This window comes from Stenotrophomonas sp. (genome assembly GCF_059505245.1).
On record NZ_JCACKF010000037.1, the window covers coordinates 74,106 to 89,103 of the forward strand.

Consider the following 14,998-nt stretch of genomic DNA (forward strand, 5'->3'; position numbering starts at 1 on the left):
GGGGGCGCCCGTTGGGGCGCCAAATCCCTTCTGGGTGCTGGGTTGGGGGGGCGGGGGGCGGCAAATGGCGGGGGGTGGGGGGCCCTTTGGGGGGGGCCGCCCCGGGGCCGGCACTACCGCAGGGATGGACACGGTCTCTGAAGGTTCTCTGCCGACCAAGGTCGGCACCTACCAAAGCGGTGCACGGTGTTGCTGGCCAGCGGCCGGCACTACTCCTCCAGGCTGGCGTTCCAGAATCCCTGCAGCACACCGGGCGTGGTCGCCAGCGTCGCAAGTACAGCGTCCAGTTCGCCGGCATCCACCGTGGTGGCATACAGCACCGCCTCGATCTCCACATCGCTCTCGCCGAACGGGCGCTGGTCCACCGCGCGCACCGGGTACTGCGCCTGCTCAAGCAGCAGCAACAGCTGGTCCAGCACCTCGGCCTGCTGCTCGCGCTGGCAGACCACGTTGATCGCATAGGTCGCCTCGCTGAACGCTTCCGGCAGCGGCTGCCGCTGGATGCGGTTCACCACCGGCCGCAGCAGGGTATTGGCGGCCAGCACGAAGACGGCGGCCAGCACCGCTTCCGGCAGCAGCTTGATACCCGCGCAGGCTCCCACCGCTGCCGATCCCCACAGGGTGGCGGCGGTGTTCAGGCCGGACACCTGCGCGCCGTCCTTCATGATCGCGCCGGCGCCGAGGAAGCCGACGCCGGAGATCACATAGGCCACCACATGCAGCGGCGAGGGTGGTCCGCCGTACAGGTCATGGAAGCGCACCGCCAGATCGACGAACACTGCCGCACCCACCGCCACCAGCGTATTGGTACGCAGGCCGGCGGTGCGTTGCCGCAGCTGCCGCTCCAGGCCGATGACCGTGCCCAGCACGAATGCCACCGACAGGCTGGTCAGCGAGCTGAGCGTGGCGCCGGCGTTGAACGCCGGCAGGTTCGGATTGATGTCCATTGTGTTTCTCCCTGGACAAGCGGCGGGCGCTTACTGCCAGCCGTAACGACGGATGTAGAACTTCTTCAGCGCGGTGGTCAGCACCGCATAGCCGAACAGGATCGCCACCAGGAACGGCCAGTAGCCGGCCGGCAGCGCCTGCAGCTTGAAGTAGCCGGCCAGCGGGCTCATCGGCAGGGCCACGCCGATGGCCATGATCAGGCCGGTCATCAGCAGCAGTGGCGGCGCGGCGATGCTCTGCAGGAACGGCACCTTTGGCGTGCGGATCATGTGCACGATCAGGGTCTGGGTCAGCAGGCCGACCACGAACCAGCCGGACTGGAACAGGCCCTGGTTGGCCGGCGTGCGTGCATCGAACACGTACCACATCAGCGCGAAACAGCTCAGGTCGAAGAGCGAGCTGATCGGCCCGAAGAACACCATGAAGCGGCCGATGTCCGCCGGGTTCCACTTCAGCGGCTTGCGTACCAGTTCCTCATCCACGTTGTCGAACGGAATGGCGATCTGCGAGATGTCATACAGCAGGTTCTGCACCAGCAGCTGCAGCGGCAGCATCGGCAGGAACGGCAGGAAGGCCGACGCCACCAGCACCGAGAACACATTGCCGAAGTTGGAGCTGGCGGTCATGCGGATGTACTTCAGCATGTTGTTGAACGTGCGCCGGCCCTGGATGACGCCTTCCTCCAGCACCATCAGGTTCTTTTCCAGCAGGATGATGTCGGCCGCCTCCTTGGCAATGTCCACCGCGCTGTCCACGCTGATGCCGATATCGGCTGCGCGCAGCGCCGGCGCATCGTTGATGCCGTCACCGAGGAAGCCGACCACCTTGCCCTGCGCCCGCAGCTCGCGTACCAGCCGCTCCTTGTGCAGCGGCGTCAGCCGGGCAAACACGCGATGGTGGTGCAGCGCCCGCGACAGCGCGCCGTCGTCCATGCGCTCGATCTGCGGGCCGGTCAGGATGGTGTCCGCGTCCAGCCCCACCTGTGCGCAGACACGGGCGGTCACCAGTTCGTTGTCGCCAGTGAAGACCTTGACCTCGACACCGTGTGCGGCCAGCGCCTGCAGCGCCTGCGCAGCCGACTCCTTCGGCGGGTCCAGGAAGGCCACGTAGCCGACCAGCGTCAAACCGCACTCGTCCGCTTGCGAGTAGGCGCTCTGACTGGCCGCGGTCTCCTTCATCGCCACCGCCACCACGCGCAGGCCCTGTTCGTTCAGTTCCTCGGTGGTCTGCCGCACCCGCGCCAGGCGGCGCTCGTCCAGTGGCATGTCCTGGCCGTTCTCGCGCACGGTGCTGCACACCGCCAGCATCTCTTCCACCGCGCCCTTGCAGATCAGCTCATGGTGGTCCTCGCGCTCGGAAACCACCACCGACATGCGGCGGCGCTCGAAGTCGAACGGGATCTCATCCACCTTGTGGTAGTCCTGCGACAGCCGCAGCGAGCTCTGCAGCTCCACGTGTTCCAGCACCGCGCGGTCCAGCAGGTTGATCAGCCCGGTCTGGAAGTGGCTGTTGAGGTAAGCGAACTTCAGCACGTCTTCCGAATCGTGACCGAACACATCGGTGTGGCGCTCCAGCGCGATCCTGTCCTGGGTGAGCGTGCCGGTCTTGTCGGTGCACAGCACTTCCATGGCGCCGAAGTTCTGGATCGCATCGAGGCGCTTGACGATCACCTTGCGCCGCGACAGCAGCACCGCGCCCTTGGCCAGGGTGGAGGTGACGATCATCGGCAGCATTTCCGGCGTCAAGCCCACCGCCACCGACAGCGCGAACAGGAACGCCTCGGTCCAGTCGCCCTTGGTCCAGCCGTTGATCAGCAGCACGAACGGCACCATCACCAGCGCGAAGCGGATCAGCAGCCAGCTGACACTGTTGACGCCGGCCTGGAACGCGGTGGGCGCACGGTCGGTGGCGGTGCTACGCTGGGCCAGCGTGCCGAAGTAGGTGCGGTTGCCGGTGGCCAGCACAATGGCGGTGGCGGTACCGGAGACCACATTGGTGCCCATGAACAGCAGGTTGTGCTGCTCCAGCAAGCCAGCCAGGCCGTCGCCGGGGTGCGCGAACTTTTCCACCGGCAGCGACTCGCCGGTCATTGCGGCCTGTGCCACGAACAGGTCCTTGGCGGTCAGTACGCGGCAATCGGCCGGAATCATGTCGCCGGCTGAAAGCACGATGTGGTCACCGGGCACCAGCTCACGGATCGGCAGGTCCAGCAGGCGAGCCGGGCGACGGCTGTGCAGGTGCACGCCGAAGTACTGGTCGGCCACATCGGCGGCCTCGGTGCCCGGATTGCGGCGCAGCACGCGCGCGGTGTTGCCGACCAGCGCCTTCAGCCGCTCGGCGGCACGGTTGGAGCGGCCTTCCTGCACGAAGCGGATCAGCGTGGACAGCAGCACCATCGCACCGATCACCACGGTGGCCTTGATGTCCTCGGTCAGCCAGGACACCGCCGCCAGCACGGTCAGCAGCAGGTTGAACGGATTGCGGTAGCACTGCCACAGGTGCCGCCACCACGGCAGCGGCTTTTCGTGATCCACCTCGTTGGGGCCGAGCGTGGCCAGTCGTTCCTCGGCCTCATGCGGGCTGAGGCCATCGGCATGCGAGCCCAGCGTGGCCAGCAGTTCGGCTTCCTCCTGCTGGGCAAGGGTGACCAGGCCGGTGGTGAGCGCGAACGGCGCCGCCTCGGCGCTACCCGGGCCAAAGCCGGCTTCGGGCATCGCGCGACGGCGGAATAGATTGCCTGCGCGGCGGCTGCGCAGGAAGGCGTTGAACCAGGCGTTGAGCAGGCTCATGGGACGCTCCTCGAATGTCAGAGCCGGCCGCAGCCGGAACACGAACGGAATGGGTGAGACAGATCAGGCGTGGCGCATGGCCAGAACCGCCGGCGACCACGGCTGCATGTGCAGGCGCTGGCTGCCACCGATGCACAGCGGCTTCATCGCATCGCGCAGGGGATAGGGCAGATGACGCAGCACGGTGATGCGCTCGCTGATCGGCAGCAGCGACAGCGCATCGGCCACCACGCGCGGCGAACCGAGCGACAGCGAACGGGCGAACATGACCGGGCCGTGCTGCAGCAGCTGGCTGCGCAGGGCGGCAACATCGCGCTCGCCAATCAGGCGGCGCAGGGTGATGTAGAGGATCTTGTAGGACATGGGGGTGATCTCCAGGCAGGCGGCGCCTGGCGATCCCCCGTCACTCAGGCAGGCAGGGACCGGCGGGCAGGCGCCAGGAACAGGCAACAAGCGGTCATCCGGGGCGCGGTGCGCCCGGCAGGGTCGGGGTCCATCTGCGTCTCCATGAGGGGAGGGTGCCAGCCAGGGTTGCCCTGGCCAGTGGCGCTATTGTCCGCCCCTGAATGGGGCAGGCCTAGAGGCCCGTGGGTTAGCCCGGCTATACCTTGGTATAGCCGGGCACCCGTAGCGCCAATCGAGGGTTCAGTGATGGATCAATGCGAAGCGCTGGTCTGCTTGCACACGTCGTACTCGCCACGGGTCAACGTCTTGTCACGGTCGGTATCGCAGGCGTGCAGTCTTTCGGCCCAGTCCGGCGCCACTGCATCGACTTCCGCCAGGGTGACAATGCCGTCCTTGTCCTTGTCCAGCGACTCATACGGCGGTATCAGCTTCACTTCGGTGACGTCCTCGGCGGCGGTGGCCTTGCTCGCCTCCTGGGTCTTGGAACAGGCGCCCAGCAGCAGGCCGGCACAAAGCGAGAGTGCAATGGGGAGGTAGCGATAACCGATCATGGCGTGCTCCTGAAAAAAGGGCTGACCACCTGTGCGATGGTCACGGCCGGATCTTCCGCGCGGGGCTGTAAGTGGGCTGCGAAGAATGGGGCCCATGGACAGCTGCCAGTGGGCCGCCATTTGCCGGGCTGCGCAACGGGGATTGCGCGCGGACGCCTTGGGGAGTCGGCTCGACGGATGTGGCACGGTAGAGTCGACCGTTCGTCGACTTTCGCGCGCAGCGCGGGGTTTTCAGCTTCCTGCAAAGAGCAGTCGACTGACAGTCGACTCTACCTTCCTACGGTGGAATGCCGGCCAGCGGCCGGCACTACCGTCCCTTCAGAACCGGTCGGCAAAGGCATCCGTCGCCCGCACCAGCGCATCGACCGTGGCCGGCTCGTTGGCGCTGTGGCCGGAGGTCACCATCTCCAGGCGCGCTTCCGGCCAGGCCTTCGCCAGGTCCCACGCGCTGCGCGGCGGGCAGATGATGTCGTAGCGCCCCTGCACGATCACGCCGGGCAGGTGGCGGATGCGATCGATGTTGCGCAGCAGCTGGTCCGGTTCCAGGAAGACGCCGTTGCGGAAGTAGTGGGCTTCAATACGGGCCTTGGCCAGGGTATCCAGCGGATCATCGGTGGATTCGGCATCCACGTCGTGCTGCAGGGTGGCCGCATTGTCTTCCCAGCCCAACCAGGCCTGCGCGGCTTCGATGCGGGTTGATTGATCCGGGCCATCCATGCGCGCCCAGTAGGCCGCGATCATGTCGCCACGCTCGGCTTCCGGGATATAAGCCTCGTAGCGGTCCCAGCGCTCCGGGAAGATCCAGCGCGCACCGCCATCGGCCTCGGCGAACCAGCGGTTCTCGATCTCACGACCGAGGAACACGCCACGCAGGATCAGGCCGGTGGCGCGTTCGGGATGTGCCTGCGCGTAGGCCAGCGACAGCGTGGAGCCCCACGAGCCGCCATAGACCAGCCAGCGCTCGATGCCCAGGTGCTCACGCACCTTTTCGATGTCCGCCACCAGGTCCTGCGTAGTGTTGTCGCGCAGCTCGCCGAACGGCGTGGAGCGGCCGCTGCCGCGCTGGTCGATCAACACGATGCGGTAGCGCGCCGGGTCGAAGAAGCGCCGATGGGTCGGCGAGATACCGGCGCCCGGGCCACCGTGCAGGTACACCACCGGAATGCCCTCCGGCGTGCCGCACTCTTCGATATGCAGCGTGTGCAGATCGCTCACCGGCAGGGTGAATTCGCGGTAGGGATCGATGGCCGGGTACACGGTGCGCATGACGGGTGTCTCACAAGCAGGGGCGGCCAGCATAGCGCCGCCACCGGCGGCTTGCAGCAGCGGGCTCCTGCGCGGCGCTGGAAATGCGCTGGCCGATGCGCATAAGCTTCCGCGATGCAAGCGACCACGACCGGGACGTCCACGTTCAACCTCACCCTCGGCAGCGGCGCGCGGGAGCTGCTGAAGTGGATCGCGCTGTTGGCCATGACCGGCGACCACATGGCCAAGGTGGTGTTCGGGGGCTACGTGCCGGTGGTCAGCGAACTGGGGCGTATCGCCTTCCCGCTGTTCGCGCTGGTGATGGCCTGCAACCTGGCCCAGGCGGGCGCCGACCTGCGCAAATCGATCCGCCGGCTCGCGCTATGGGGGCTGATCGCGCAGCCGTTGCACGCCTTTGCGTTCGGTTCCTGGCTGCCGCTCAACATCCTGCTCACCTTCACTTTGGCGGCGGTGGCCGTGCATGCGCTTGCGAACAATCGGCCTGTGCTGCTGTTGCTGGCTGCCGGTGTGCTGCCGATGTTCGTGGACTACCAGTGGGCCGGCGTTGGCGCCGTGCTGCTGGCCTGGATCGCGTTCCGGCATCGGGCGTGGTGGCCGCTGCTGGTCGCGCTTGCGGCGGTGTGCTGGGCCAACCACAACGGCTGGGCGGTGCTGGCCGTTCCGGTGGTGCTGCTGGCCGCGCGGGTGCCGTGGCAGCTGCCGCGCTGGCGCTGGCTGTTCTACGGCTACTACGTGGGGCATCTGGCGGTGCTGGCGTTGATTGCCCATCTGCTTGTGTAATGTCGGAACTGGCGTGTCGCGCGTCTTGAAAGCCGGATGCGGTCAAGGAACGCGTGGTGCCGATGCGGGTGGGGAACGCCGCCGTTGGCGTGGCGCAAGTTGTTGAATCTTCGGCTCGATTGTCGATATGCGACAATGCGGCCACTGCGTGAACGTTGCTGTCTTTGCACTTGGGTTGTTGGCGCCTGCCACCCCGTTGTGCACATGATGGGGTGCCACCGAAAAAGGGTGGCCGGGGCCTGGAAACCCCGTTGAGTAAGTGCTGTTTACGCTTGCCAGCCGGCGTCGCCTTGCGCGGCGTCGGCTGGCATTCCGTTCGCGTTCCATGGCGGGCGGTGCGTGGAGGTGGGCGCAAGCCCACCGCCCGGGTATAGCACTGACTCACGGGATTTCCAGCCACGCACCGTCCGCCGCCTTGATTGTTAAGGGTGGTGGTCCCGCATGCCTTGCACGGAGACCTGCCATGAACGCATCGGAGTTTCCCCATCAGCGCGCCCCGGCCAATGCCGATGAGGGGCACGACATCCCGCCCGATCCCAACAACCTGACGGCCCTGCTGCATCGCATCGGGTTGGGCGCGGCTGCCGACGGCCAGCCCTGGCCCGAGCGCCATCAGCTGCCGGGCCGGTGCCTGGCGTTGGCCGACGCCGACGGTGCACTGGCCGGGCTGCGTATCGTGTAGGAGATCCTGCTGGCGGCCGAACGCGCCCGCCAGAATGGCGGCCCGGAACAGTACGTGGGCGATCGCGTAATGGAAGGGCTGAAGCTGGCGGCATTGGCGTTGACCAGCCACGCCATCTATCGCCTGCATCCGGAATGACACGTAGATCCACGCCATGCGTGGATGCCGTTCGCGGATTGCCCGACGTCCTGTAGAGCCGAGCCTATGCTCGGCTCAGCGGACGAAACGGAGCCGAGCATAGGCTCGGCTCTACAGGAGATCCATGCCGGCTCAGAAATCCATGGTTGCCGACACCAGCACTGTCCTCGGTGCACCCAGCGCCAGGCTCGACAACAACGGCATGCCCCAGTAAGCCTTGTTGGTCACGTTGTTTACCGTGGCCCGCAGTGCAAGGGGCCGTCCTGCGATCGTCGTGCTGTAGCGCGCGCCCACGTCGAACAACGTCCGCCCCGGCACGGACAGGTTGTTGTCGGCACTGATGTACTGCTTCGACATCGCCGTGGCATTGCCGGTCAAGGTGAGGCCCTGCAAGGTCGGCACATCCCATTCCACGCCCAGCTTGGCCTGCCGCTGCGCCACGGCGGTGGCGATGCGTCCTTCATTCACGCCGCCGGCCGTGCGGGTCAGCTTCGGCTGCACATAGGCCACGCCACCGAGCAGGCGCACGCCGTCCATCGGTGCGCCGAAGAAGCCCCATTCCACGCCGCGATTACGTTGCTCGCCGCCAAACGAGAAGATATTCGTGACCGGGTCGGTGTAGCTGCTCGGTCGCTTGATCTCGTACACGCTGAAGGTGTGCGCGGAGCTGCCCAGGTCCAGCTTCAGGCCCAGCTCCTTCTGCCTGGTGCGGAACGGTGCGAACACATCGCCGGCATTGGCGGCGGTCATCGGCGCGGTGGCGCCCTGGCTGAGGCCTTCGATGTAGTTGGTGTAGAGGGCGATCGTGTCGGTGGCTTTCACCAGCAGGGCCGCTGCCGGCGTGGTGGCGCTCTCGTCGTAGCGCGAGGTGCGTGCACCCGTGGACACGTTGAAGGTCTCGCTGACCACCTGCTGGCGGCGCACGCCCAGCGTCAGCTGCACGCGGTCATCGGCGAAGGCGAGGGTGTCGGCGAAGCCGAGGCTGTCCAGCTTCAGCTCGGTATGCGAGATGTGCGGCGCGATGAACGGCGCCGCCGGGCCCCACACTGGGTTGTACACATTGGTGGTCCAGTCCCAGCCGGGTACGCTGCGGCGACCGTAGTCGTTCTGGGTGTGCTGGTAGTGGGTCACGTTGGCGGCCCACTGGTGGCCGACGCTGCCGGTGTGGAACGAACCGCGCAGGCCGGCATCTGCGGACTGCTTCTTGATATCGAAGGCGAGCTGGCCGATCACCGTGGTGAAGTCGCCGGCTGGATTGAGGATCTGCGCGCTGATCGAACCGTTGTAGCGGTAGTCGGTCCTGCTGGTGCCGTACGCGAGGTAGGCCATCAGGCTATCGTTGACATCCAGCTCGCCGCGCACCATCGCGCCCTTGTCCTGGCTGTCCACGTAGGCCCAATCCGGGTTGATCAGCGTATCCCCGCGTGGCGGGCGTGGAATGGCCACACCCGGTGCCAGGCCGACGCCACGCGCCGGGCCGTCAACGCGGTCGTCGGCGCTGTAAAGATCGGCCGACAGCCGCATACGTTCGCCGCGCCAGTCCAGTGCCAGCGAACCGAGCTGTACCTTCTTGCGCTGCTTGCCGACGGCGCCGTCACGATCACGGTAGGCACCGTTGAAGCGGATGCCGAACTGCCTGTCGGCGCCGAGGCGACGGCCCATATCCACGTGAGTGCCGAACTGCGCATCGGAGGCGAAGTTGGCACTGACCCGCAGCAGCGGTTGCTCGCTTGCGCGCTTGGGCACCAGGTTGACGCTGCCACCGACCGAGCCGCCCGGCGGCATGCCGTTGAGCAGCGCAGACGGTCCCTTCAGCACCTCGATGCGCTCGAACATTTCCGGCGAGGTGCGGTAGTAGGGCGCCATGCCGCTGAGGCCATTGAACGTGGTGTCGCTGGTGTTGGACGCAAAGCCGCGGATCGCGTAGTTCTCACTCCAGGCACCGGTGACGCCGTTGCTGAACACCGTGGGGTCGGTGGCGGCAATGACGTCGGTCAGGTCCTTGGCCTGGCGATCGCGGATGAAGGACTCGGTGTAGCTGACCGTACTGAACGGCGTGTCCATGAAGTCCTTGTCACCGAGCAGGCCGACGCGGCTGCCGGCGGCCACCTGGCCGCCCGCATAGTCTGCAGTGACCCGGCGCTGTTCCTGCACCTGCACCGAGGGCAGCGTGGACGGTGCGGTGTCGGCCTGCGCGGCAAACGAGGCCAGCAGCCCCAGCGCGAGGGCTGACATCCGGTAGCGCATGGGCATGCCCGGCGGATGCATCAGGCCGGAGGATGCGGCCGCAGCGCGAAGCTGCGCAGAAGTGAAGTTGTAAACGGTCATGCCAGAGTCCTGTGAATCGCAGGCGCGAGCGCGCCTGGCGCGCTGCCGACGGCAAGCACGGGGAGAGGGCGCAGCGCAGGGTTGTTGGCTGGGTGGGGACCTGGCGGGAGGTGAGCCATGGGCTCGGTTACGGGTGCGCGGCGGACGCATTCCGAATTAGTTGAGTAAAGTAAACTAAATCAATCGAAGCGGACAAGAGGGTCCCTTTGCTGGCACCCTCAGCAGGGTATGAGCACCCACCCCGATCCAACGGCGCCGACCCGTGGCCGCCCACCCACCATCACCCCGGAGCGCCTGGCCGACATCGGCATCCGCCTGGGCCTGCCCAACCTGACCATGGCCAACGTAGCCGCCGAACTGGCGGTAACCCAGGCAGCGCTGTACAAGCGCGTGGCGAACCTGGAGGCGTTGAAGCGCCTGGTGGCGGAGGCGGTGTTCCAGCGCTGGCAGATTCCGCGCGCGTCGGTCGACGCACCGGGTGGGCTGGAGGCCTATCTGATGGGGTTCGTGGAGTCGCTGTGCGAAGTGGTGAAGGCGCATCCCGGGCTACCGCCCTACCTGCTGCGGCGCACGGTGGCGACCGCGCCGATGCTGGAAAAGATCGCCTCGCACCAGGCGCACGTGGCCGAGGTGTTCGGCCTGCCGGTGGACAAGGCGCGCTGGCTGCTGGCCACGATCGCGTTCTACTGCATCGCCGGTGCCGACACCATCTACGCGATTGCGGATGACGAGGAGGGGCAGGTGATCACCGAGTTCAAGCAGGGCATGCGGGCGTTGGTGATCGGTTCGCTGGAGGTATCGCGGCTTCGGTAGATCCACGCCTTGCGTGGGTGCCGTTGCACGGTTCGCCACGGCCCCATCTACGGATGGCGTGGATCTACAATGCGGCCATGCCTGCCACGCCTACTCTCGATGATCTTCGCCGCTACGCGGTCGCGCGCACCCTGTTCAAGCCGACCACGCTGCTGACCGCGATCCGGCGGCTGGGCTTCGTGCAGGCCGACCCGATCCGCGCACCGGCACGCGCACAGGACCTGACCTTGCGCCACCGGGTGAAGGACTACCGCGCGGGCGATCTTGAGCGCCGCTACACGCGTCTGCCGGTGGAAGAGGATTGCTTGGTGAACTACGGCTTCCTGCCGCGCGAGCATCTGGCGCTGATGCACCCACGGGTATCCAAGCGCGAGTGGGATGCCGAGACCCATCGCCGTGCGGCCGACGTGCTGGCCTTTGTGCGCGAGCGTGGCAGCGTGCACCCGCGCGAGGTCGACCAGGCGTTCGCGCATGGGCGAGTGACCAACTACTGGGGCGGCACCAGCAACGCCAGTACGCATCTGCTGGATGGCATGCACTACCGTGGCCTGCTGCGCGTGCAGCGGCGCGACAGCGGTACGCGCATCTACGCGGTGGCCGATCATGCCGAGCCCGATTCCAGCGAACAGGCGCAGATCGAACGTGCCGCCGCCCTGATTGATCTGGTAGTGCGCAAGTACGCGCCGCTGCCTTCGGCCAGCCTGACCTATCTGGTGCGCCTGCTGGGCTATGGCGCGCCGCACCTGGCCGAGCAGACCCGCAAGGCATTGGCGCTGGCCAAGCAGCAGCTGGCCAGCTGCACGTTGGAGGGCACCACCTGGTACTGGCCGGCAGACGAAAATCCGCGCTCGCGCCGCCATGCGCCGGACGAACAGGTGCGCCTGCTGGCGCCGTTCGACCCGGTGGTGTGGGACCGCCGCCGCTTCGAGCTGTTGTGGGATTGGGTGTACAAGTTCGAGGCCTACACGCCTGCACCGAAACGCCAGTACGGCTACTACGCACTGCCGGTGTTGTGGCATGAGCAGGTGGTGGGCTGGGCCAACTTGAGCGTGCGCGAGGGTGAGTTGGTGTCGAGCGTGGGCTATGCCGGCAAGTCGCTGGCCCGCGACAAGGTATTTCGTGGCGCGCTGGACGACGAGCTGCAGCGCATGGCGGAGTTCCTGTAGCGCCAAGCGGCGCATGGGTATCTATCGATCCCGGTAGCCGCCAACCGTGGTTGGCGCTGGCTTCCGTCGGTGCCCACCAGGGTGGGCAGCTACCAGGGCAACACTGCTCAGGCCTGGTAGCCGCCAACCTGGGTTGGCGCTGGCTTCCGTCGGTGCCCACCAGGGTGGGCAGCGACCGGTCAAGCGGCGCCCTTGTGGTCCGCATCGTCCATGCCGGGGCTGACGCGGCGGCCGATATCCTTCAGCCGCGCAAGCTGATCCACCATTGACGGTGCATCGTCCAGGCTGCCGACGAAGGTCCACAGGTAGGTCATCACCGCGTAGACGTGGCCCGGTGTAACGCCTTCACTGGTGGCAAGGCGACCGATGGTCAGCGCGAACAATGCCGCGGCAGCCAGGCCGATCACCACATAGGCGCCGGCCTCGCGGTCGGACAGCAGGATGCGCAGGCGCGACAGCGTGGTGTAGTGGCGGCGCAGCACCCAGGGGCTGACCCGGTCGACCAGCCGGATTTCGTGTTCCAGGCGGTTGTTCAGTCGGCCGTGCAACTGCTCGTTGCGGCGTGCGAACGAGGGCAGCACCAGCAGGGCGCCGAGCAGGGTGGCCAGGCCAGCGGCACCGACCATCGGCTCGATCGCCAGCAGCATGGCCACTGCACCGAACATCGATGCCAGCGCGGTGGCGATGATCGGCACGTGCTTTTCAAAGAAGTCGACGAACTCGCGGGCCAGCACCACGCGTGCCGCCGAAGTGGACGTCGCCTGGCCCAACCGGCGCTGCGCCTGCACCACGCTCACTGCCAGATCGGCATAGATGCGGGTGAAGGTGCGCGTATCCACCGCCCGACGGGCGGCACCCACCAGCCAGAACAGCAATACCACGCCGGCATAGGAGATGGCATGGCCGATGTTGCCGCTGATGATCGCGTCTACCGCGAAGCCTGCGAACAACGGATAGGCCAGCAGCAGGGTGTTCTCCAGCGCCACCAGCGAGAACGTGCCGGTCAGCTGCCAGGGGTAGGTGCGCAGGATCGCCTTGAGCGTGGCGGCCGCATTCTGCTGGCCGATGCTGCCGGCGGCGGCCGTTGGATCGTGGGGGTGTTTCATGGGATGCCTGGGGGGTTCGGGGACAGGGCAGGGGACGGATGCCTGCCATCTGCCGGGTCGCGCCCAGTATCTGCAGCCCTTTGGAGCGGGCATGGAGGGATGATGGAGATTGCGTGGAGAAATCGGCGGCGTTCAGCCACGCGCGTGGTGCCCACCAAGGTGGGCCGCTACCAGGGCAGCGTCTACCGCCTCAACGGCGCACGTGCACCGGCCAGCGGATCTCGAACGAACTGCCGCCACGCTCGGTAGCTCGGCACTGCGCCGTTCCGTGATGTGCCACGGCAATCGCACGCACGACCGCCAGGCCGAGACCTGAGCCCCCACTCTGCCGTGAGCGCGACACATCGGTGCGCTGGAAGGCTTCGAAAATGCTGTCGCGCAGGTCGTCCGGCACGCCGGGGCCACCATCTTCCACGGCCACCGCGCAGTGCCCCTCAGCGAGGGTGACGCGCACCCGCAGCGGGCAGGGGATGGCATGGCGACGGGCGTTCTCCAGCAATGCCAGCACCGCCTGGCGGATGCGGGCCGGATCGCAGTCCGCCAGCGACGGCCGCGCGTCCAGGCTCACCGAGAAGCCACTTTCGGTCAGCGCCTCGGACATCGCCTCCACCACCGCCGCCACCTGCACGCTGACGTCGCTGCGTTGCAGGCGCAGATCCAGGTGGCCACTCTCGGCCAGGCTGACCACGCGCAGGTCCTCGATGATGCGGGTCAGGCCCTCCAGCTGGGTGAGCATGCTGTTGAACTGCTCGGGGCCCGGCTCGAATACACCTTCGGCGATGCCTTGCAGGCGGCCACGCAGGATGGTCATCGGCGTGCGCAGTTCGTGTGCGATGGCCGCGTTCCAGAACACGCGGTTCTCGGACATCCGGCTGAGCCGCTCGGCCATGGAATTGAAGTCGTTGACCAGCGTGGCGGCCTCGGCCATCGAGGTGTCGCCGCCGCGTGCGCGCGCCTCCAGGTCACCGCTGGCCACGCGACGCAGGCTTGCGGCCACCGAATTCAACGGGGTGATGATGCGCCGGGTCAGGCGAGACGCGATCAGGGTGGCCAACGCCACCACCACGGTGGCGGTCAGGCCGATCCACAGCCACTCCAGCCCGGAGGGCATCATGGACTTCGGCTCGTCATACCAGCGCGGATAGAACACCTCCAGCAGGTAGTAGAACAGGTAGAAGCCGCTGATCGACAGCACCGTCGAACACAGCGAGGCCACGGTGATCGACAGGCTGATCTGGCGGCCGATGCTCTTGCCTTTGGGGTTCATCATTCAGTCCAGGAAGCGGTAGCCGACGCCACGGATGGTGGCGGGAATGCCGATCACGCCGACATCCTCGAGCTTGCGCCGCAGCTTGCTGACATGGCTGTCGACGGTGCGCTCCTGCGCATCGCCCTCGGGCAGGCAGGCGTGCAGCAGGTCCACCCGCGCATGCACCTGGCGCGGCGCGCGCGCCATGTGCACCAACAGCCGGAATTCGGTGAGGGTGAAGTTCAGTGCGTGCACCTGCTCGCCGTTGCGGACCGTCACTTCGTGGCTGCGCAGGTCGATCTCGAATGGGCCCTGGCGGATCAGCCCGGTGGGTTCTTCGGCCACGCTGCGGGCACTGCGGCGCAGCACGGCCTGGATGCGCGCAACGATCTCAGCGGGATTGAATGGTTTGGCCACGTAGTCGTCAGCGCCCACGCGCAGGCCGGTCAGCTTGTCCACGTCCTGGTCGAGCGCGGTGAGCATGATCACCGGCGTGTTGCCGCGACGCCGCAGTTCGCTCAGCACCTGCCAGCCATCCAGCTTGGGCATCTGCACATCCAGCAGCACCAGGTCCGGGCGCAGCTGGCGGTGGCTGGCAAGCGCCGCCTCACCGTCGGCGGCGCGTGCGCTGCGCAGGCCCGAACGGGCCAGGTAGGCACCGAGGATGTCGGCGATCTCGCCCTCATCTTCGGCAATCAGCACCAAGGGCGGCTGTCGGTTACGGAGTTGGTGTTTCATTGCGAGCGGCAGGTTCGAGGCCAAGGGCGGGCAGGGCGG

Annotated in this window: 12 protein-coding genes and 1 pseudogene; 4 read left to right on the plus strand and 9 right to left on the minus strand. The window is 67.0% G+C overall.

Going from position 1 to position 14,998, the window contains the following annotated elements:
- Positions 1–209: 209 nt before the first annotated feature.
- The 5 genes from AC5JLE_RS13705 to pip form a co-directional block, all read right to left on the minus strand.
- The gene (locus AC5JLE_RS13705) at positions 210–947 is read right to left on the minus strand and encodes an MgtC/SapB family protein (protein WP_496065382.1); all 738 of its coding nucleotides are present in this window, start codon (positions 945–947) and stop codon (positions 210–212) included.
- A 30-nt stretch (positions 948–977) separates the two neighbouring features.
- On the minus strand, positions 978–3,737 hold the full coding sequence (mgtA, locus tag AC5JLE_RS13710) for a magnesium-translocating P-type ATPase (RefSeq protein ID WP_496065383.1): 2,760 nt from the start codon (positions 3,735–3,737) through the stop codon (positions 978–980).
- A 63-nt stretch (positions 3,738–3,800) separates the two neighbouring features.
- Positions 3,801–4,100, minus strand: a complete 300-nt coding sequence (locus AC5JLE_RS13715; protein ID WP_005413574.1) for a hypothetical protein — start codon at positions 4,098–4,100, stop codon at positions 3,801–3,803.
- Positions 4,101–4,393: 293 nt separating this feature from the next.
- Positions 4,394–4,693 carry an EF-hand domain-containing protein gene (locus AC5JLE_RS13720; protein WP_164111325.1) on the minus strand — a complete coding sequence of 100 codons (300 nt, stop codon included), beginning with the start codon at positions 4,691–4,693 and terminating at the stop codon, positions 4,394–4,396.
- 318 nt (positions 4,694–5,011) lie between these two features.
- On the minus strand, positions 5,012–5,959 hold the full coding sequence (pip, locus tag AC5JLE_RS13725; protein ID WP_496065384.1) for a prolyl aminopeptidase: 948 nt from the start codon (positions 5,957–5,959) through the stop codon (positions 5,012–5,014).
- A 114-nt stretch (positions 5,960–6,073) separates the two neighbouring features.
- Between pip and AC5JLE_RS13730 the strand changes: the two genes are divergently transcribed.
- Positions 6,074–6,739: a TraX family protein gene (locus tag AC5JLE_RS13730; RefSeq protein ID WP_164111320.1), complete on the plus strand. Its 666-nt coding sequence runs from the start codon at positions 6,074–6,076 to the stop codon at positions 6,737–6,739.
- A gap of 463 nt (positions 6,740–7,202) precedes the next feature.
- Positions 7,203–7,559 (plus strand): annotated as a pseudogene (locus AC5JLE_RS13735) (hypothetical protein).
- 132 nt (positions 7,560–7,691) lie between these two features.
- Here the strand turns inward: AC5JLE_RS13735 and AC5JLE_RS13740 are convergent.
- Positions 7,692–9,887 (minus strand): TonB-dependent receptor, encoded by a 2,196-nt coding sequence (locus AC5JLE_RS13740; RefSeq protein ID WP_496065385.1) that lies wholly within the window; start codon positions 9,885–9,887, stop codon positions 7,692–7,694.
- Between the two features lie 228 nt (positions 9,888–10,115).
- On the opposite strand from AC5JLE_RS13740, the gene AC5JLE_RS13745 reads away from it, so the two are divergent.
- Positions 10,116–10,700: a TetR/AcrR family transcriptional regulator gene (locus AC5JLE_RS13745; protein WP_014647283.1), complete on the plus strand. Its 585-nt coding sequence runs from the start codon at positions 10,116–10,118 to the stop codon at positions 10,698–10,700.
- A 77-nt stretch (positions 10,701–10,777) separates the two neighbouring features.
- Positions 10,778–11,866, plus strand: a complete 1,089-nt coding sequence (locus AC5JLE_RS13750) for a DNA glycosylase AlkZ-like family protein (protein WP_049406620.1) — start codon at positions 10,778–10,780, stop codon at positions 11,864–11,866.
- Between the two features lie 179 nt (positions 11,867–12,045).
- Here AC5JLE_RS13750 and AC5JLE_RS13755 read toward each other — a convergent pair whose 3' ends face one another.
- The 3 genes from AC5JLE_RS13755 to AC5JLE_RS13765 all read right to left on the minus strand — a co-directional run bounded on the left by AC5JLE_RS13755 (position 12,046) and on the right by AC5JLE_RS13765 (position 14,959).
- Entirely contained in the window at positions 12,046–12,972 is a 927-nt protein-coding gene (locus tag AC5JLE_RS13755) for an ABC transporter six-transmembrane domain-containing protein (protein WP_241883922.1), read from the minus strand.
- Positions 12,973–13,162: 190 nt separating this feature from the next.
- Entirely contained in the window at positions 13,163–14,239 is a 1,077-nt protein-coding gene (locus tag AC5JLE_RS13760) for an ATP-binding protein (RefSeq protein ID WP_032962724.1), read from the minus strand.
- 3 nt (positions 14,240–14,242) lie between these two features.
- Positions 14,243–14,959, minus strand: coding sequence for a response regulator (locus AC5JLE_RS13765; RefSeq protein WP_100450118.1), 717 nt, complete (start codon positions 14,957–14,959; stop codon positions 14,243–14,245).
- Positions 14,960–14,998: the final 39 nt, after the last annotated feature.

What these genes read in the sequence shown, in the direction of transcription:
- AC5JLE_RS13740 (WP_496065385.1), bottom strand. Translation starts at nt 9,887, where the DNA reads ATGACCGTTTACAACTTCACTTCTGCGCAGCTTCGCGCTGCGGCCGCA.
- AC5JLE_RS13715 (WP_005413574.1), bottom strand. Translation starts at nt 4,100, where the DNA reads ATGTCCTACAAGATCCTCTACATCACCCTGCGCCGCCTGATTGGCGAG.
- AC5JLE_RS13760 (WP_032962724.1), bottom strand. Translation starts at nt 14,239, where the DNA reads ATGAACCCCAAAGGCAAGAGCATCGGCCGCCAGATCAGCCTGTCGATC.
- AC5JLE_RS13755 (WP_241883922.1), bottom strand. Translation starts at nt 12,972, where the DNA reads ATGAAACACCCCCACGATCCAACGGCCGCCGCCGGCAGCATCGGCCAG.
- mgtA (WP_496065383.1), bottom strand. Translation starts at nt 3,737, where the DNA reads ATGAGCCTGCTCAACGCCTGGTTCAACGCCTTCCTGCGCAGCCGCCGC.
- pip (WP_496065384.1), bottom strand. Translation starts at nt 5,959, where the DNA reads ATGCGCACCGTGTACCCGGCCATCGATCCCTACCGCGAATTCACCCTG.
- AC5JLE_RS13730 (WP_164111320.1), top strand. Translation starts at nt 6,074, where the DNA reads ATGCAAGCGACCACGACCGGGACGTCCACGTTCAACCTCACCCTCGGC.
- AC5JLE_RS13750 (WP_049406620.1), top strand. Translation starts at nt 10,778, where the DNA reads ATGCCTGCCACGCCTACTCTCGATGATCTTCGCCGCTACGCGGTCGCG.
- AC5JLE_RS13765 (WP_100450118.1), bottom strand. Translation starts at nt 14,959, where the DNA reads ATGAAACACCAACTCCGTAACCGACAGCCGCCCTTGGTGCTGATTGCC.
- AC5JLE_RS13705 (WP_496065382.1), bottom strand. Translation starts at nt 947, where the DNA reads ATGGACATCAATCCGAACCTGCCGGCGTTCAACGCCGGCGCCACGCTC.
- AC5JLE_RS13720 (WP_164111325.1), bottom strand. Translation starts at nt 4,693, where the DNA reads ATGATCGGTTATCGCTACCTCCCCATTGCACTCTCGCTTTGTGCCGGC.
- AC5JLE_RS13745 (WP_014647283.1), top strand. Translation starts at nt 10,116, where the DNA reads ATGAGCACCCACCCCGATCCAACGGCGCCGACCCGTGGCCGCCCACCC.